This is a genomic window from Sphaerisporangium dianthi (assembly GCF_042654065.1).
Taxonomy (GTDB): Bacteria; Actinomycetota; Actinomycetes; order Streptosporangiales; family Streptosporangiaceae; genus Sphaerisporangium; species Sphaerisporangium dianthi.
On the sequence record NZ_JBHSFP010000003.1, the window covers coordinates 276584 to 295067 of the forward strand.

An 18484-nucleotide genomic window follows, 5' to 3' on the forward strand; every position below is an offset into this window, starting at 1 on the left:
CCGCCGCGAACACAGCAGCAAGCTAGGAATCGCGATCGCTGACCCGCGTCCCCGGCAGGTGTGGTCTTCTCCGCTCCCACCCCGGTACCCGGCCGCGCGGTGCGGTGGCACCACGGGGTGAGGCGGAGAGTCACCCCTGAGGGTGACGCCGGGCGGGGGCGTGGCTCGTACGCTGGTGCGGTGATCTCGCGTGCCTGGTCCGGGTTCGTCCGGCTGGCGTCGCCGCCGGCCGCGGCGCTGGTCACCGGGACGGCGGAGCCCGCGGGCCCGCGGTCGCGGTGGCTGCGGCCCGCCGTGCCGGCATGGGCGCGGTGGGCGCCGTTCGCCACCGTCGACCTCGTTGTCGTCGCCGACCTGGCGCTGGCCTACATCCTGCTCGCCACCGGCGTGTCCTACCTGCAGACGGAGGCGGCGGCGTCCCACTTCTCCGCCGACGGGCCCGTCCTGATCGTGCTCGCCGCCGCCTACGCGGTGCCGGTCGCTCTGCGCGAGCGCTGGCCGGTGGCGGCGTGGCGGATCTCGGCGATGGCGGCGGTGGCCGGCGGCCTGGTCAACCCGCGCATCCTCAACGGGGCGATGGGCGGTGCCGCCGGCCACGGCGACGGCGTGATGCCCTACGTGGCCGCCCAGGTGATCACCTATCTGCTCTGCGCCTACTCGATCGCCGTGCGCGCGGATCGGAACGTCGCGATCGGGGTCTGGGTCGTCTCGGCGGTGGGCGCGTGGATCATCCACCCGAACTCGATGTTCCTCGCCACGGTCCTGGTGACGGTGGCCGTGCTGTTCGGCCAGAACGTCCGGGCACGCAGGCGGGCGACCAGCCGGCTGGACGATGAGCGGCGGCGCGGCGAGGAGCAGCGGGCGGCGCGCATCGTCCTGGAGGAGCGCACGCGCATCGCCCGCGAGCTGCACGACATCGTCGCCCACCACATGTCGGTGATCGCGATCCAGGCGGAGGCCGTGCCGCTGCGGGCCCGGGGCGACGTCGCGGCCCTGGAGGGAGGGCTGGCCGAGATCAGGGTGCTGTCGCTGGCGGCGCTCGCCGAGATGCGCCAGGTGCTGGGCGCCCTGCGTGGCGCGGACGGCCGCCGGGAGACGGCACCGCAGCCGGGGCTGGACCGGCTGGACGACCTGATCGGCAATGTCCGGGCCGCGGGGCTCGCCGTCACGACGGAGGTGTCCGGCCCTCTCGACCTGCCGGCCGCGGTCGGCCTGTCGGCGTACCGGATCCTGCAGGAGTCGCTGAGCAACGCGATGCGGCACGCGCCCGGGTCGCCGGTGCGAGCCGAGATCGAGCGGACGGCCGCCGAGCTGAGGGTGAGCGTGACCAACGGCCCCGGCGGCGCGCCTCCGCCCGCCACCCCGGACGGGCCGGGCCAGGGGATCGCCGGAATGCGTGAGCGCGCGGCACTGCTGGGTGGCACCGTGGAGGCCGCGCCCATGGCGGACGGCGGGTTCGCGGTGACGGCCACCCTGCCGCTCGCCGCCGCCGAACCCGCCGCGCCGGAGGAGCCGTGATCCGTGTCCTGATCGCCGACGACCAGGGCATGGTCCGTACCGGCTTCACCACCTTCCTCGGCACCCAGCCCGACATCGAGGTCGTCGCGGAGGCCGTCAACGGGCAGGAGGCGGTGACGCGGGCGGCGGAGCTGGCGCCGGACGTGGTGCTGATGGACGTCCGCATGCCGGTGATGGACGGGCTGGAGGCGACGCGCCGCATCCTCGCCGGCACCGCCACCAGGGTCCTGATCCTGACGACCTTCGACCTGGACGACTACGTCTACGAGGCGCTGCGGGCGGGGGCGAGCGGCTTTCTGCTCAAGGACGCATCCGCGCAGCAGCTCGTCGAGGCCGTGCGGGTGGTCGCCGCAGGGGAAGCCCTGCTGGCCCCCTCGGTCACCAGGCGGCTGATCGCCGAGTTCGCCCGGCTCGGCGGGCCGCGGGCGCCGACCGTGAAACGGCTGGCCGAGCTGACCGGCCGCGAGACCGAAGTGCTGGCGCTGATGGCCCAGGGCCTGTCCAACGGAGAGATCGCCGGGCGGCTGGTGGTGTCGGAGCAGACGGTGAAGACGCACGTCGGCCGCGTCCTGGCCAAGCTGGGCCTACGCGACCGTGCCCAGGCGATCGTCTTCGCCTACGACACCGGCCTGGTGCGTCCCGGCGACTGACGCAACGTCGCTGATTACAGAATTACGATCGCTGCAAGCGAACAAGCGCAGACATGGGAACAATCTCGGGCTCTCATTAATTGAGTCGATGTAACTCAACCCTTGGAGTTCGCATGAGTGAGAGCTTGATCCTTCCGGTGCTCCCGCTGGACGACGAGGTCGTCCTGCCCGGCATGGTCGTCCCCCTCGACCTGTCGGACGCCGAGGTGCGCGCCGCCATCGACGCCGCGAGGGCCACCTCACAGCAGAGCAAGCCGCGGGTGCTGCTTGTTCCGCGCATCGACGGCAAGTACGGCGCCGTCGGCGTCTCCGCGGTCGTCGAGCAGATCGGAAGGCTTCCCGGCGGCGAGCCCGCCGCCGTCGTCCGCGGCGTCGAGCGGGTGCGCATGGGTTCGGGCACGACCGGCCCCGGCGCCGCGCTGTGGGTCGAGTCGACCCACATGGAGACCGTCCCGGCCGACGGGCGCGCCGAGGAAGCGGCCAAGGAGTACAAGGCCCTGGCCACCACCATCATGCAGAAGCGCGGCGCGTGGCAGATCGTCGACGCCATCAACCAGATCGAGGACGCCTCGGTCCTCGCCGACAGCTCCGGGTACGCGCCGTGGCTGACCACAGCCCAGAAGGTCGAGCTGCTGGAGAACGCCGACCCGGCCGAGCGCCTCGGCCGGCTGGTCGAGTGGGCCCGCGAGCACCTGGCCGAGCTCGACGTCGCCGAGACGATCCGCAAGGACGTCCAGGAGGGCATGGAGAAGCAGCAGCGCGAGTTCCTGCTCCGCCAGCAGCTCGCCGCCGTCCGCAAGGAGCTCGCCGAGCTGAACGGGGACGCCGCCTCCGAGGAGGAGGACTACCGCGCCCGCGTCGAGGCCGCCGACCTGCCCGAGAAGGTCCGCGAGGCCGCGCTGAAGGAGGTCGACAAGCTCGAACGCACCTCCGACCAGTCGCCCGAGACCGGCTGGATCCGCACCTGGCTGGACACCGTCCTCGACATCCCGTGGAACGAGCGCACCGAGGACTCCTACGACATCGCCGCCGCGCGGGCGGTGCTCGACGCCGACCACACCGGCCTCGACGACGTCAAAGAGCGCATCATCGAGTACCTCGCGGTGCGCAAGCGGCGCTCCGACCAGGGGCTCGGCGTGGTGGGCGGCCGCCGCAGCGGCGCCGTCCTGGCGCTGGCCGGCCCTCCCGGGGTGGGCAAGACCTCCCTCGGCGAGTCGGTCGCCCGCGCGATGGGCCGCACGTTCGTCCGCGTCGCCCTCGGCGGCGTCCGCGACGAGGCCGAGATCCGCGGCCACCGCCGCACCTACGTCGGGGCGCTGCCCGGCCGCATCGTCCGGGCGATCCGCGAGGCCGGCAGCATGAACCCGGTCGTCCTGCTGGACGAGGTGGACAAGGTGGGCGCCGACTACCGGGGCGACCCGACCGCGGCGCTGCTGGAGGTGCTGGACCCGGCGCAGAACCACACCTTCCGCGACCACTACCTGGAGGTCGAGCTCGACCTGTCGGACGTGCTCTTCCTGGCGACCGCCAACGTCCTTGAGGCGGTGCCAGGCCCGCTGCTCGACCGCATGGAGATCGTGACCCTCGACGGATACACCGAGGACGAGAAGGTCGCCATCGCACGCGACCACCTGCTGCCCCGCCAGCTCGACAAGGCGGGCCTGACCGCCTCCGACGTCACCGTGGACGACGACGCGCTGCGCAGGCTCGCCGGCGAGTACACCCGGGAGGCCGGCGTGCGTTCGCTCGAGCGGGCGATCGCCCGGGTGCTGCGCAAGGTCACCGCCAAGGCGGCCCTGGACGAGACGGCGCTGCCGGTGCACGTCACGGCGGACGACCTGGTCGGCTACCTCGGCCGGCCGCGGCACGTCCCTGAGTCCTCGCTCCCCGAGTCGGCGCAGCGCACGGCCGTGCCCGGCGTCGCGACCGGGCTCGCGGTCACCGGCGCGGGCGGTGACGTCCTGTACGTCGAGGCCTCGCTGGCCGACCCCGAGACCGGCTCCACGGCCGTCACGCTCACCGGCCAGCTCGGCGAGGTGATGAAGGAGTCCGCGCAGATCGCCCTGTCCTACCTCCGTTCGCGTGGCGCCGAGCTGGAGCTGCCGGTCGGGTCCCTGAAGGACCGGTCCGTGCACATCCACGTCCCGGCGGGCGCGGTCCCGAAGGACGGCCCGTCGGCCGGCGTCACGATGACCACCGCCCTGGCCTCGCTGCTGTCGGGCCGCCCCGTGCGGTCGGACGTGGCGATGACCGGCGAGGTCTCGCTCACCGGCCGGGTGCTGCCGATCGGCGGGGTCAAGCAGAAGCTGCTGGCCGCCCACCGGGCGGGCATCACGACGGTGCTGATCCCGGCGCGCAACGAGCCCGACCTGGACGACGTGCCCGAGGAGGTCCGCAACGAGCTGACCGTCCACGCGGTGAGCGACGTGCGCGAGGTGCTGGACATCGCGCTGACCCCGGCCACGGTGGCGGAGCCGGCCGCGGCCTGACCGTGAGGCCCGGCCGGGCCTCACCCCTGGGCCGTAGTTCTTCGGCCGCCTTCGCCTGGCTTCGTCCAGGCGAAGGCGGCCGGACAATTTTGGACGAATCATCTGGCCGCTTGACCAGATGATTCGTCCATGTTGTTATGAGGGTGTGATCTACGGAACCCCTGAACTGGAAGCCCCCGACAAGTCCGTCCTCGGCGAGATCGAGGAGATGCGCCGCGACCTGAAGTACCGCCTCGCCGAGCCGCACCGCTGGGACGGCCAGCTGCGGCGCCAGCTCCAGGCGCGGGCGATCCAGGGGTCCAACTCCATCGAGGGTTACCGGGCGAGCGTCGAGGACATCGAGTCCATCATGCTGGGGGAGGAGCCGCTGGAGACCTCGCGCGCGGTCACGAGCGAGATCGCCGGATACCAGCAGGCGCTCACCTATGTCCGCCAGCTGTCGCCGGCCAGGTCCTTCCGCTTCGACCTCGGCATGCTCAACGCGCTCAACTTCATGATGATCGGCCACCACCACGACAAGTCCCCGGGCGTCGTGCGGCCGGGCGGCATCTACGTTCGGAACTTCTCCACGGGGGAGGTGGTCTACGAGGGTCCGGACGCGGAGGACGTCCCCGGCCTGCTCGACGAACTGGTCGCGTGGCTGAATGGAGGAGACGCGCACCAGCCCAGCTATGTCCGGGCCGCGATGGCGCATTTCAACCTCGTCGCCATTCATCCCTGGAGGGATGGCAACGGACGTATGTCCAGGGCGCTGCAGACACTGGTGCTCGGCCGCGATCAGATCACCACGCCAGAGTTCTGCTCCATCGAGGAGTGGCTCGGCCTGGGGGAGAACACCGTGGACTACTACCGGGCGCTGCGAGATGCGCAGCAGGGCGTCTGGTCGCCCCACGACGAGATGTTGCCGTGGGTGCGGTTCTGTCTGCGGGCGCATCACATGCAGGCCCAGCGGGTGCGGCGGCGCCTCGCCGAGGCGGGGGAGGTGTGGATGCTCCTGGAGGAACAGATCGACAAGGAGGGTCTGCACACCCGGTGCGTCTCGGCGCTCTACCAGGTCTTCGTGTCACGGCGGCTGCGGCGTGCCACCTACCAGGCCGAAGAGTCGCTGAGCCAGGGACAGGCCGCGCGCGACCTTCGCGAGCTGGCGGCGCGCGACTGGCTCACCCCGTACGGCGAGACCAAGGGACGCTTCTACGCCCCCGGCCCCCGGATGGAGCGGGTCAAGGCCGACTTCGCCGCCCGCATGGAGCCGCTGCGCGACCCCTACCGCGCCCTCCTGTGACGTGCGGCGCGCGGGTAAGTGCGTGCTTTCCAGCGCACAGATAACCGAGTACCGTTCGGTTTCATGCACCCGGGAGTGGTCGCGGCCGAGACGCCCGACAAACCTGCAGTGATCATGGCGAGCTCCGGACGGGTGCTGACCTACCGCGAGCTGGACGAGGAGTCCAACCGGCTGGCGCGCCTCTTCCGGTCGGCCGGGCTGCGGCCGGGGCAGCACGTCGCCTTCATGCTCGAGAACCATCCGCTGTTCCTGGTCGTCGCCTGGGCCGCCCACCGCTCCGGGCTGTACTACACCGCGATCAGCTCCCGCCTGCGGCCGGACGAGCTGGCCTACATCGTCGGCAACTGCGAGGCCGAGGTCTTCATCTCCTCGGCGTCGCTCGCCGGCGTCGCGACGTCGATCACCGAGCGCACCCCGCGCGTCCGGCTCAGGCTGATGATCGACGGCGTCGCCCCGGGCTTCGCCTCCTACGAGGAGGCCGTGGCCGCGCACCCGCCGGAACCGGTCGAGGACGAGTGCCAGGGAGCGGACATGCTCTACTCCTCCGGCACCACCGGGCGCCCCAAAGGCGTCAAGCCGCCGCTGAGGCGCGCGCCGCTCGACGCCCCCGGCGCCCTGCTGCGACTGGTGCGCTTCCTGTTCGACCCGCCGTCCGATTCGGTATACCTGTCTCCCGCCCCGCTGTACCACGCCGCGCCCCTGCGCTACTGCATGGCGTTCCAGCGCATCGGCGCGACGGTCGTCGTGATGGAGCGGTTCGATCCCGAGCAGGCGCTCGCGCTGATCGAGAGACACCGGGTGACGCACTCCCAGTGGGTGCCGACGATGTTCATCAAGATGCTCAAGCTGCCCGAGGCCGTGCGCGGCAAGTACGACCTGTCCTCGCTGGCCTGCGCCATCCATGCCGCCGCGCCCTGCCCGGTCCAGGTCAAGGAGCAGATGATCGCCTGGTGGGGCCCGATCGTCCACGAGTACTACGCGGGCACCGAGGGCAACGGCTTCCTGTATGTCGGCCCGCACGACTGGCTCGCCCACAAGGGCACCGTGGGACGCCCGCTGCTCGGCGTCGTGCACATCTGCGACGAGGACGGCGACGAGCTGGCGGCCGGCGAGCACGGCACGGTGTACTTCTCCGACGGGCCGCGGTTCGAGTACCACGGCGACCCGGAGAAGACCAGGGCGGCGCACGATCCGCAGGGCCGGGGCTGGACGACGCTCGGCGACATCGGCTATCTGGACGAGGACGGCTTCCTCTACCTCACCGACCGCCGCTCCTACATGATCATTTCGGGTGGGGTCAACGTCTATCCGCAGGAGGCGGAGAACGTCCTCTCCCTCCACCCGAAGGTGGCGGACGTGGCGGTCTTCGGAGTGCCCGACGAGGAGATGGGCGAGGCGGTGAAGGCCGTGGTCCAGCCCGTGGAGCGCGCCGGGGCCGGGCCGGCGCTGGAGGCCGAGCTCATCGCGTACTGCCGGGAGCGCCTCGCCCACTACAAGTGCCCGAAATCAGTGGATTTCCGGCTGGAGCTTCCCCGCCATCCGACCGGGAAGCTGTACAAGCGCCTCCTCAGGGACGAGTACTGGCCGTCACCTGAGAGGTGATCGACCCGCCCGCGGCGGCCGCGGCGACCGGTGGGCAGCCGTAGAGCGCGCGCACGGCGGCCAGGTCGGCCTGGCTGAAACCGTCGCGCTGCCCGATCTGCGCCGGCATGAGCGGCACCAGGGTGTCCAGCCCGTTGGCGCTGAAGAAGTTCCTCCCGTACAGCATCACCGAGCCGTAGTCGAGGGTGCCGAACAGGCGGTTCTGCTCGGGCGCCAGCTTCTGGAACTGGGACTCATACCCTTTCATCACGTTCTCCAGATGAACGGTCACGGCGTTGTCCCGGTCGGAGCGCGAATGCTCGTGGTAGAAGCCGACCGCGTGCAGCAGCTCGTGGATGGCGACGCCTTTTCGCTCGCATCCCGGGCCGATCGAGACGTCCTGCGGCTGAGAGCCCAGGCGTCCCACGTACGAATAGCAGCCGTGGCCGGAGATGACGTTCAGATATCCCGCCTCTCCGGTGCGCGGGACGAAGCGCACGCAGGTGCCGTCATGGAAGGCCCTGATCGCCTGGGTCACCGCTTCGCGCGCCGCCGAGGTGAGAGTGGGGGAGAGCACGTAAGGCACCTTCTTGTCCGGCCACAGCGCGCCGGTCTGCGTGGTGGCCGCGCCGGACGAGGAGCCGGGGCAGGCGGGGCGTTCGGGCGGCGCCGGGCCCGGCGGGGCCGCCGGCGGCGACACCGACAGCCGGGCGGTCTCGGGGAAGATGCCCGGCATCCGGACCTTCCCGGCGGACGCCTCCGTGGGCGTCCCGATGACGATGTCGCCTTCGGTGATGGCGTGCCCGTCGATCTCGGCGAACCCGATCGTGTGCGGTTGCCCGGTTATGTCCGGGGTGGTGATGGAGAGAGAGGGGTGTTCGAGCTGCTGCTGCCAGAGCGAGTCCAGTACGTCGTCATCGTCCTCGTCGTCGGCGACGGCCGGCGGGGCGCCGGTCAGCAGTCCGGACAGGATCACGGCCAATATCAGTTTATGTCTCATATCCATACCCCCGGAAAGCGTTCGCGACGGCGCACGGACCGTCGCCGGGGAAACCTACCCATGTGATCATCCGGCACTCTCTGAAAGGATCCCTCCGGTACGGGAGCCGCCGCCCGGTACGCGGGGGACGGCCGGAATTGTCGGCCCTTTCTCCTTATCCCGGCTTTACATTTCCGTCTTGCGGCGGGCGAGTGATTCCCCAGGTCAGCGCCTCCTGTGCAGGTCATCGCGGCACGCGCCATCGGCCGCGCCGTCGCGGGAGACAGGACGCGGGCGACGTTCAGGAGACGTTCAGTCAGGGCTTAGGAAGGTCTTATCGCCGGTGCGCCATCATCGATTTACCGGTCCTCAACCGGCCGCCGCCGAATAGCGGCGTATGCGGACGACCTTGGGGGAAAGAGATGAGCACCGAAGACCCGCGTGAGCACAAGACCGGCGACACCGCTCCGGTGGAGGCGCCGACGGCGCACGGATGGACGCAGTTCGGCCGGACCGCGCCCCATGCGGGAGGTTTCCAGCACCATTCGAACGCCCCAGGGGCGTGGACCGGGGACACCGTCCAGTCGCCGGTCTTCCCGGCGGGCGGCGCCGCGAGCGGATGGTGGACGACCGGACGCAAGGCGGTGGCGGGCCTGGCCCTGGCGGCGGTGGCGATCGGAGGCGGGGCCGCGGGGGCCTTCGTCGCGACGGCCGCCGCGGGCACCCCGACCCTGATCTCCAGCCCGATCGTCCGGCCGGCGTCCGACGCCGCCGCCGCGACGGTGGCCGACGTGGCGCGAGCGGTGCAGCCGTCCGTGGTCTCCATCACCGTGACCAGCGGCTCCGGCCAGGGCGAGGGCTCGGGCGTGATCCTGTCCGACGACGGCCTGATCCTCACCAACAACCACGTGGTCGCCGGAGCGGGACAGGACGCCAAGCTCCAGGTCAAGTTCAGCGACGGCAAGGTCGCCCAGGCCGACGTCGTCGGCACCGACCCGGCCACCGACCTCGCCGTGGTGCGGGCGAAGGGCGTCTCCGGGCTGACCAAGGCGACGCTCGGCGACAGCGACAAGCTACGGGTCGGCGACGCGGTCCTGGCCATCGGAAGCCCGCTGGGCCTTGAGGGCTCGGTGACCGCCGGCATCATCAGCGCGCTCGACCGCACGCTGACGGTCGGCGGCGAGTCCCAGCAGCAGCGCCCGCAGCTCCCGCCCGGCTGGGGCGACGGCGGCTTCGGCCGGCAGCCCGGCCAGCCGCAGAGCAGCGGCACGACGATCGGCGGAGCCATCCAGACGGACGCCGCGATCAACCCCGGCAACTCCGGCGGCGCACTGGTGAACGCCTCCGGGCAGGTGGTCGGCGTCAACAGCGCCATCGCCACCAACGGCGGCGACGGCAACATCGGCGTGGGCTTCGCGATCCCGATCAACACCGCCCGTCAGGTCGCCGACCAGCTGATCAAGAGCGGCAAGGTCACGCACGCCTACCTCGGCGTCACCCTGGCAGACGCCACGGGCGACGTCCAGGGGGCCGTCATCGGGTCGGTCCAGGACGGCAGCCCGGCCGCGCAGGCGGGCCTCAAGGCGGGCGACCTGATCACCAAGCTCGGCCAGACCCCGGTGTCGGGGGCCGAGACGGTGGTGGGCGCGGTCCGCGGCTACCAGCCGGGCACCAAGGTCACGCTGACGTACGTGCGCGACGGCGCCACCTCCACGGTCACCGTCACGCTCACCGAGAAGACCACGACGAGCTGACCGTCCACGAACAGGATGCGCCGCCGGGCACGCTGCGGGCCCGGCGGCGCATCCGTCATTTCCGGGTTCCACCGAGGGGCCGTCGCCTTCAGGCGACGGCCCCTCCGGCGTTGGAGGGCCGTCACAGGTCGGCAGGTGCGGCGCGCGCCGCGAACGCCACGGTGAGCAGAGGCGTCGGCGATGCCGATCCGGCGAACTTATGACTCTTTAACATCTATTAGCCTAAAGTGCTACGAGACTAGATAAATGGAGAAGCCGTGATCGAGTTCCATCTGGACGTGAGATCGGGTGTGGCGCCCTACCTGCAGCTGGTCCAGCAGGTACGGCATGCGCTACGGCTCGGCATGCTGCGTGAGGGCGACCAGTTGCCGACCGTCAAGGAGGTCGTGGCGCACCTGGCGATCAACGCCAACACCGTGCTCAAGGCCTACCGGGAACTGGAGCACGAGGGCCTGGTCGCCGCCCGGCCGGGGGTGGGGACGTTCGTGACGGCGACGCTCACCGACACCTCGCTGGCCGCGCACGGACCGCTGCGGCTGGAACTGCGGCTGTGGCTGGCCAAGGCCCGCCGCGCCGGCCTCGACGAGGAAAGCATCGAGGCCCTCTTCATGACGACCTTTCGGACCACCGCTCAGGAGGACATAGCGTGAACACTGTCCTGCAGGCCCAGGAGCTGGGCAAGAAATACGGCAAGCGCTGGGCGCTGCGCGAGTGCACCATCGACATCCCGGCAGGGCATGTCGTCGGGCTGGTGGGGCCCAACGGAGCGGGCAAGACGACGCTGCTGAAGCTGGCCAGCGGACAGCTCGAACCGACGGCGGGCGGCGTCACCGTGCTGGGCGGCCGGCCCGCCGGCGGGCCGGCGCAGCTGGCCAAGGTCGGGTTCGTCGCCCAAGACACCCCCGTCTACGCGGGGCTGACCGTCGCCGAGCACCTGCGGCTGGGAGTCCGGCTCAACCCCCGCTGGGACGACGCCATGGCACGGGAGCGCATCGCGCGGCTCGGCCTGGTCCCCACGCAGCGGGCGGGCAGGCTGTCGGGTGGTCAGCGCGCCCAGCTCGCCCTCACCCTGGGCCTGGCCAAACGCCCCGAACTGCTGATCCTGGACGAGCCCGTGGCCTCGCTCGACCCGCTCGCCCGCCGCGAGTTCCTGCAGGGACTGATGGAGGCCACGGTCGAGCACCAGTTCAGCGTCGTGCTCTCCTCCCACCTGGTCTCCGACCTGGAACGGGTCTGCGACTTCCTGGTCGTGCTCGTCGACTCGCGCGTGCAGGTGGCGGGAGAGGTCGACAAGCTGCTGGCCACCCATCACCGGCTGACCGGCCCGCGCCGCGATCCCGATCGGCTGCCCGCCGACCAGCACGTGATCTCGGCACGCCACACCGACCGGCAGAGCACGTACGTGATCCGTACCGAGGCTCCGATCCACGACCCCGCCTGGACGGTGACCCAGCTCAACCTGGAGGACCTCGTCCTGGCCTACATGGAGAAGCACGTCGCCGAGGACCGGCGAGTCGCCCTGGAGGTGCAGCGATGATCTGGCTGACCTGGCGCCAGCTGCGCGGCTCGGCCGCGATGATCGCCGCCCTGCTCGTCGTCCTCGCCGCCATCTTGGCCCTGACCGGCCCGAACCTGGCCTCTGACTACTCCGCCGGGATCGCCGGCTGTGTCCAGGACGACACCTGCGGCCGTTTCTACAACCGGTTCTTCCAGACGTATGAGCTCCCCTTCATCGCTGTCAGCCTCATCGTGCTGCTCCTGCCCGCTCTCGTCGGGCTCTTCTGGGGAGCGCCGTTGATCACCCGTGAGCTGGAGACGGGCACGCATCTGCTGGTGTGGAACCAGAGCGTCACCCGCGGCCGCTGGCTGCTGGTCAAGCTCGGGCTCACCGGCCTGGTCGCCATGGCCGCCGCCGGCCTGTGCGGCCTCGCGGTGACCTGGTGGTCCGATCCTCTGGACAAGTCGGCCCCCGGGGGCCTGGCCCTGATGGCCCCCCTGGTGTTCGGCGCGCGCGGCATCGCCCCGATGGGGTACGCGGCCTTCGCCTTCGTCCTCGGCGTGACCGTGGGCCTGATGGTGCGCCGCACACTGCCCGCCATGGCCCTCACCCTGGCCGTCTTCGTCGCGATCCAGATCGCCATGCCGCTGCTGGTCCGTCCCCACCTGATGACCCCGGTCACCTCGAGGTTCGAGCTCAGTGAGGTGAACGTGGACCAGTTCGGCATATCACGGGACGAAGGCGGAACCGTGCGCATCATGCTGGACTCGGCGGTCCCCGGCCACGCCGGCGCCTGGGTCATGTCCAGCGACCTGGTCGACTCGTCCGGGCGCATGGTCACCACAGGCGAGGGGGGAGCCGCCGTTCCGGTCTCCACCACGTCGGGGCCCTGCTCACCGACGGGAGCACAGGGCATGGACCTGTGCTCGGCCGAGATCAACCGGCTCGGTTATCGGCAGCAGGCGACCTTCCAGCCCCTTGAGCGCTTCTGGCCCTTCCAGTGGATCGAGACCGCGATCTACGCTGTTCTCACCCTCGGCCTCACGTGGTTCTGCTTCTGGTGGATCCGGCGGCGCCTGTCGTGACCGCCGTCAGGACCATGACCGCCGGGCTCGCCCTCCTCCTGGCGGCCGCCTGCACGGCGCCGGCGCCGCCGCGCAGCGAGGCGAACACGGAAGGATCGTCGGTATGCGCGCGGCCCCGGGGCGTCCCCGAGGCGGAGACGGCCACCACGATCGACGTCATCGAGCAGGCGTACTTCTGCATCCTCGGCAACTACTACAGCGGCGAAACGCTGGACGCCCGCGCGCTGCTGACGGCCGGATTCGCCGCCCTCACACAGGAGCTCGACCGCGACGGGCGCGACCTGCCCGAGGCGACCATGCCCGCGCTGACCGGCGACCGCGAAGCCGACTGGGCCGCGTTCGAGACCGCCTACCGCAGGGCCACCGACCAGGTCCCCGGCCTCCGCGATCGGCTGGCCGTCGTCACCCTCGAGGCCATCGTGGCCGCCCTCGGCGACGACCACGCCCGCTGGACGCACGACGTCGAGCGGCCGCCCGGCTACTACGACGGCGACGGCTACGGCCTCGGTCTCCTGGCGAACGTCAACGGCCCGCAGGTGAACGGCAACCCCGGCGTCGCCCTGCCGCCGCTGTTCGTCACCGCCGTGCAGGGTGGCGCGGCGCGGGCCGCCGCACTGCGCCCGGGAGACATCATCGAATCGATCAACGGATCGGCGCCGTTCATCGACGGCAAGGCCACTCCCGCGATCGCCGCCCTCTACCCGCAGTACCCGGAAGCCGGCCCGGTCCGGCTGCGGATCCTGCGGCAGACCACCGGCCGCCGCTGGACCGTCACGCTCAAGCCCGGCCTCCATCAGCGGGACCTGGCCGCCCTGCAGGTGGTGCAGTCGAAGCTGCTGGACGACGACGTCGCCTATGTGCTGTTGCGCGGGTTCGCTCCCGACTCCGCCGACAGGGTTCTCAAGGCGATCTCCAGGCTGCGCACCGGCCGGACGCTGTCCGGCGTCGTGCTGGACCTGCGCGGCAACGGCGGCGGCAGCCCCACGGAGGCGATCCGGCTGGTGAGCGCGTTCGTCCACGGCAAGGTCACCGCCTACCAGTGCACCGTGGAGGGCACGTGCGCGGCTTCGTGGACCGACGACACCGTCCAGTTGCTCGACCTGCCGCTGACGGTGCTCACCGACCGCGGCTGTGCCTCGGCCTGCGAGCATTTCAGCTCCGCGGTCAAGGACCTTCACGCCGGCCGGCTGGTCGGCGCCAGAACGGCCGGGGTCATCTCCGGCCCGGCTCAGCCGTACCTGCTCAACAACAACACCTCGCTGAGCTTTCCCGCAAGGCACCACCTGGGGCCCGATCGTGAGGTGATCGACCGGATCGGCGTGCCGCCCGACCACTACGTGCCCCTGACCCCGAAGGACGCGGCCGCAGGACGCGACCCCGCTCTGGCCAAGGCCCTGACCTTGCTGCACAGATGAGGACGGACCTCTTCATGAGACAGATCCTGGCAGTCGCCGCGGGACTGGCCGTCCTCGCCGTGTCCGCCTGCTCCGCGCCCACGCCGCCCCGCTCCGCCGCCGGCCCGTCGGCCACGCCCACCGGCCCCGCCGCCCTGCCCGTCCCCACCGGCGCCCACCGGGTCGGCACCACCGCCCTGCATCTGAAAGACGCCTCCCGCCCCGACCCTTGGAACCTCGACGCCGGCGCCAGAGAGCTCAAGGTCACCCTGTGGTATCCGACCGAGCAGCGGGACGGGCGGCGGGCGCCGTACATGACGCCCAAGGAGTCGGAGCTGCTGATCAAGGGCTTGCGGATCGCCCGCGTGCCGTACGACACGCTGAGCAAGACGCGCACGAACGCCATCGAGGACGCCGAACCGGCGGGGCGCGGGCTTCCGCTGGTGGTGCTGTCCCCGGGCTTCACCAAGCCGGTGAGCACGCTCACGTCCCTGGCCGAGGATCTGGCCAGCCGCGGGTACGTCGTGGCCGGGATCGACCACACCTACGAGAGCTACGCCACGACCTTGGCCGACGGGCGGGTCGCCGAATGCCTGGCGTGCGACAGCGACAGCGACCCGGGCTTCGGCACGGGAGTGGTCCAGGGACGGGCGGCGGACGTCTCCTTCGTGCTGGACCAGCTGACGTCGAAGTGGGACGGCTCCGGCCGGATCGACCGCTCCAGGATCGCGATGGCAGGCCAGTCGATCGGCGGGGCCGGCGCCGTGGCGGCCATGGTGAGGGACCCTCGGATCCGCGCCGGGATCGACATGGACGGCACGACCTACGCCCGGATCCCCAAAAGCGGGTTCTCCCGGCCGTTCATGTTCATGGGGTCGCCGTCGCACATCACCGGCGGGCGCGACAATTCGTGGGACCGCGACTGGAAGCTGCTGACCGGCTGGAAACGCTGGCTCGTGCTGACGGGCGCGGAACACCAGTCGTTCACCGACGGCCCGCTGATGGCGGGCGCGCTCGGCGTCAAGCCCGTCGACGGTGTCCTGCCCGCGGCGCGCTCCGCCGAGCTCACCCGCACGTACGTGGCCGCCTTCCTCGATCAGCATCTGAAGTCGAAGCGGCGGCCCATCCTGGACAAGCCGTCATCACGCTACCCCGAGGTCAGGTTCTGCCCCGGGACCTGTGGTCAATCCTGAGGCCCTGCGACCCCGAAGCCGTCGCGGACGCCGGAGACCGTCCGATCCCGCGAGGTGGGAGCGGACGGCCGTGCCCAGGCCGGGGGCGGGTGAGGAGCGGAGAGCCGTCCTCAGGAGAATCTGCGGCCCTCGTCGCGGCGGTAGGCCCAGACGGCCAGGCCGCCCGCGACGGCCGTCCACACCGCCATCATCACCAGCGCGAGGGGCTGCGGCGTGAAGTCCCCGGTCGCGGCCCACACCAGTTCGACCGCGCCGCGCGCCGGCAGATAGGGGGCGATGACCTCGATGAAGCCCGGCGCCTGCTCCGGGCCGGTGAGCAGCCCGCTGCCGAAAGCCATCGGCAGGAACACGACCTGCGCGACGGCGATCGCCGCCTTCGACGGCAGCGCATACCCGATCAGCAGGCCCAGCATGGTGAACGGGACGGCGGCGACGGCCAGCGCCCCAAGGCCCAGCAGCGCGCCGAGGGGCGTCACCGTCGCCTCGGTGAGCAGCGCGGCGATCAGGGCCACCGGCAGCAGTGCGAGTGCCAGGAACGCCAGGCCGGTGAGCAGCCGGCCCGCGAACCTCGGCCAGGCGCCGGCGGGCAGGGTGCGAATGTAGGGGTCCCAGGGCTGCGCGCGGTCCTCGGAGACGCCGACCCCGTAGGTGAACAGGCAGGTCCCCATCACCGCGAACGTCATCATCGAGCCGGTCGCGTAGGTCGCGGCCACGGGATCGCCGCCCGCGAACGGGACGACGAAGAACAGCATCGAGGCGGAGGGGAAGAACGTGTTGCCGATCACCGCGATGGGGATGCGGATCGTCTCCAGGAACTGGTATTTCACGTGCGTCATCACGAGTGACATGGGGGGCTCTTTCTGAAGGGGCTCGGCCGGAAACGGGGGGCGGTCAGACGGCGGCCGGTTCGGCCTCTCCGGCGGTGATCGCCAGGAAGGCCTCCTCCAGGGTGGTCGCCCGGATCTCCAGGTCGGAGAAGGGGACCTCGGACCTGACCAGCTCGCGGACCAGCAGGTCGGCGTCGGCCGTGACCAGGTGCGTCCGGCCGTCCTCGGTCGCGGAGCTGAGCACGCCCGGCAGTTCGGGCAGGTGGCCCGCGGTCAGGCTGACCCGGCGCACCCCGACCATGCCGCGCACCGACGCGAGGGTGCCGTCGGCGAGCACCCGTCCCTTGCCGAGGACGACGACCCGCTGGGCCAGTGCCTCGATCTCCTCCAGGTAGTGGCTGGTCAGCAGCACGGTGCCGCCGTCGGCGTGGAAGTCGCGGATCGCGTCCCACAGCGCGCGGCGCGCCTCGACGTCCAGCCCCGTGGTCGGCTCGTCGAGCAGGACGAGCCGCGGCCGCCCGGCGAAGGCCAGGGCGACCGCGATCCGCCTCTTCTGCCCGCCCGACAGGCCCCCGATCTGCCGGTCGCGCACCTCGGTGAGCCCGAAGCGTTCGAGAAGCTCGTCGCGGTCGGCCCGCGAAGAAAAGTGGGCGGCGACGAAGTCGACGCACTCGCGCACGCGCAGCGTCGGCGGAAGCCCCGTCTCCTGGGGGGTCATGCCGAGCTCGCGGCGGCGGGCCGGATCGGCGGGCGGGCCCCCGAACAGCGTGACCGAGCCCGACGAGGGCCGCCGCAGCCCCGCCAGCAGGTTGACCAGGGTCGACTTGCCGGCGCCGTTCGGGCCGAGCAGGCCGATGAGCTCTCCGGCCCGGATGTCCAGTGACGTCGGGTTCAGCGCCACCACCTCGCCGTAGCGGCGGCTCACCTCGACCGCGCTGGCCAGCGTCTCCGTCATGCTTTCTGCCCCGTCTCTTCCGGATCTGTGCCGGATGTAGGTGGAACTGCCGCGCCGCCGTCGGCGGTCGTGGGGGAACCCGGCGCGTGCGCCCGTGCCGGTTGGGCGCCGGCCATGTCGAGCAGCGCGCGGATGGCGGCCGTGTAGTCGTCGAAGGCGAGCCGGCCTCTGCGGGTGAGCGCCACGAACGTCACCGGGGTGCGTCCCCGGTGGGTCTTGCCGATCTCGACGTATCCCGCGTTCTCGAGTTTGCTGAGGTGGACCGAGAGGTTGCCCGCCGTCATGCCGAGGATGTCCTTCAGACCGGGGAAGCTGATCTGGTCCCCCTCGGCCAGGGTGGACAGCGCGGTGACGACGCGCAGGCGCGCCTGGGCGTGGATGACCGGATCGAGCTCGGGCAGCCCCGCTGACGGGGTCATGCCCTGCCCGGCCGGAGACGCGTGCTCAGGTGGACCATCGCGCCCGCGGCGACGAAGGCGCCGCCCACCCCCACGGCGGAGAACAGCGCGTGCAGCCCCGGCCCGGCCATCACGCCCGCGACGTTCACGACGGCGATCCAGCCGCCGATGTAGAACATCGGGCGCACGTTCCACACGGCCGCCCCCGCCATGAACAGCAGGCTGACGACCATCATGGAGGCGCAGCACCACAGGAGAGTGCGCTCGGCCTCCGGCAGGAGCGTGCCGAAGTGGCCGCACACGGCCCCTACCAGCATGTAGCCGAAGAACCACGTCAGGCCGTACATCGTGCCGCGCGCCTGGGACGTGCCGCGGACCTGGCTGCCCTGCTTCCACCCGAGGTATCCGCTGATGGCGAGGGCCACGCCGATGGTGCCGAACAGGATCGCCAGCGCCGCGCCGAGCGAGATGGGCCCGTCCGGCCGCCCTGACAGCCCGTAGCGGACGAAGAAGGCGCCGTACCCGAGGAACCACACCAGCCCCCAGACGACGTAGAAGATCGGCAGAGGGCTCGCGAAGTGCCGCGCGGCCGCGGCCCGCTGCGCCTCGATGATGCCGAGCATCTCCTGCGGGCCGAGCGCCCGCTCACCCTCGGCGTCCTCGGCCTCGTCCGATCGCATGACCCCTCCTCCGAACCCACCCGCAAACTGGTTTGAACTATAAACCCAACCAGTTTGCGATGTAAACCACCCTGCGCGGCAAATCAGAAAGGGCACGCTCAGGGCGTTCGAACCCCGCCGAGAAGGACGGCCTGATGGGCGGCTCCTCGGCGGGGAGGAGGGTGCGGGCCGGCCGGCCGGCGGGGCGGGGTGAGGACCCGC

At 71.3% G+C, this 18484-nt stretch carries 16 protein-coding genes; 11 read left to right on the forward strand and 5 right to left on the reverse strand.

What is annotated here, in order from left to right; translation table 11 throughout:
* Positions 1 to 180: 180 nt before the first annotated feature.
* From ACFO60_RS07285 to ACFO60_RS07305, 5 genes are all read left to right on the forward strand, one after another.
* Entirely contained in the window at positions 181 to 1518 is a 1338-nt protein-coding gene (locus tag ACFO60_RS07285; protein ID WP_380838455.1) for a sensor histidine kinase, read from the forward strand.
* Positions 1515 to 2168 (forward strand): response regulator, encoded by a 654-nt coding sequence (locus tag ACFO60_RS07290; protein ID WP_380838457.1) that lies wholly within the window; start codon positions 1515 to 1517, stop codon positions 2166 to 2168. The genes ACFO60_RS07285 and ACFO60_RS07290 overlap by 4 nt, the downstream gene beginning before the upstream one ends.
* Before the next feature lie 113 nt (positions 2169 to 2281).
* Positions 2282 to 4657, forward strand: a complete 2376-nt coding sequence (lon, locus tag ACFO60_RS07295; RefSeq protein ID WP_380838458.1) for an endopeptidase La — start codon at positions 2282 to 2284, stop codon at positions 4655 to 4657.
* 145 nt (positions 4658 to 4802) lie between these two features.
* Positions 4803 to 5939 (forward strand): Fic family protein, encoded by a 1137-nt coding sequence (locus ACFO60_RS07300; protein ID WP_380838460.1) that lies wholly within the window; start codon positions 4803 to 4805, stop codon positions 5937 to 5939.
* Positions 5940 to 6002: 63 nt separating this feature from the next.
* Positions 6003 to 7541, forward strand: a complete 1539-nt coding sequence (locus ACFO60_RS07305) for an AMP-binding protein (protein ID WP_380838462.1) — start codon at positions 6003 to 6005, stop codon at positions 7539 to 7541.
* Here the strand turns inward: ACFO60_RS07305 and ACFO60_RS07310 are convergent.
* Positions 7507 to 8520: a M12 family metallopeptidase gene (locus ACFO60_RS07310; protein ID WP_380838464.1), complete on the reverse strand. Its 1014-nt coding sequence runs from the start codon at positions 8518 to 8520 to the stop codon at positions 7507 to 7509. The two genes, ACFO60_RS07305 and ACFO60_RS07310, sit on opposite strands and share 35 nt — an antisense overlap.
* 401 nt (positions 8521 to 8921) lie before the next feature.
* Here ACFO60_RS07310 and ACFO60_RS07315 point away from each other — a divergent pair, with 401 nt between their 5' ends.
* From ACFO60_RS07315 to ACFO60_RS07340, 6 genes are all read left to right on the forward strand, one after another.
* The gene (locus ACFO60_RS07315) at positions 8922 to 10253 is read left to right on the forward strand and encodes a S1C family serine protease (RefSeq protein ID WP_380838465.1); all 1332 of its coding nucleotides are present in this window, start codon (positions 8922 to 8924) and stop codon (positions 10251 to 10253) included.
* 257 nt (positions 10254 to 10510) lie between these two features.
* Positions 10511 to 10903 (forward strand): GntR family transcriptional regulator, encoded by a 393-nt coding sequence (locus tag ACFO60_RS07320; protein ID WP_380838466.1) that lies wholly within the window; start codon positions 10511 to 10513, stop codon positions 10901 to 10903.
* Entirely contained in the window at positions 10900 to 11790 is an 891-nt protein-coding gene (locus ACFO60_RS07325) for an ABC transporter ATP-binding protein (protein ID WP_380838468.1), read from the forward strand. The genes ACFO60_RS07320 and ACFO60_RS07325 overlap by 4 nt, the downstream gene beginning before the upstream one ends.
* Positions 11787 to 12836 carry an ABC-2 transporter permease gene (locus ACFO60_RS07330; RefSeq protein WP_380838470.1) on the forward strand — a complete coding sequence of 350 codons (1050 nt, stop codon included), beginning with the start codon at positions 11787 to 11789 and terminating at the stop codon, positions 12834 to 12836. The genes ACFO60_RS07325 and ACFO60_RS07330 overlap by 4 nt, the downstream gene beginning before the upstream one ends.
* Positions 12833 to 14251 (forward strand): S41 family peptidase, encoded by a 1419-nt coding sequence (locus ACFO60_RS07335; protein ID WP_380838472.1) that lies wholly within the window; start codon positions 12833 to 12835, stop codon positions 14249 to 14251. Before ACFO60_RS07330 ends, ACFO60_RS07335 begins: the two co-directional genes overlap by 4 nt.
* A gap of 14 nt (positions 14252 to 14265) precedes the next feature.
* Complete coding sequence (locus tag ACFO60_RS07340) at positions 14266 to 15423, forward strand: alpha/beta hydrolase family protein (protein ID WP_380838474.1); 1158 nt, start codon at positions 14266 to 14268, stop codon at positions 15421 to 15423.
* A 110-nt stretch (positions 15424 to 15533) separates the two neighbouring features.
* On the opposite strand, the gene ACFO60_RS07345 is transcribed toward ACFO60_RS07340, so the two are convergent.
* From ACFO60_RS07345 to ACFO60_RS07360, 4 genes are read right to left on the reverse strand one after another with little or no spacing between them, the layout of a single operon-like run.
* Entirely contained in the window at positions 15534 to 16271 is a 738-nt protein-coding gene (locus ACFO60_RS07345) for an ABC transporter permease (RefSeq protein ID WP_380838476.1), read from the reverse strand.
* A gap of 43 nt (positions 16272 to 16314) precedes the next feature.
* Positions 16315 to 17205, reverse strand: coding sequence for an ABC transporter ATP-binding protein (locus ACFO60_RS07350; protein ID WP_380838478.1), 891 nt, complete (start codon positions 17203 to 17205; stop codon positions 16315 to 16317).
* Positions 17202 to 17624, reverse strand: a complete 423-nt coding sequence (locus tag ACFO60_RS07355) for a winged helix-turn-helix domain-containing protein (protein ID WP_380838480.1) — start codon at positions 17622 to 17624, stop codon at positions 17202 to 17204. The genes ACFO60_RS07350 and ACFO60_RS07355 overlap by 4 nt, the downstream gene beginning before the upstream one ends.
* The gene (locus ACFO60_RS07360) at positions 17621 to 18283 is read right to left on the reverse strand and encodes a hypothetical protein (RefSeq protein ID WP_380838482.1); all 663 of its coding nucleotides are present in this window, start codon (positions 18281 to 18283) and stop codon (positions 17621 to 17623) included. Before ACFO60_RS07360 ends, ACFO60_RS07355 begins: the two co-directional genes overlap by 4 nt.
* Positions 18284 to 18484: the final 201 nt, after the last annotated feature.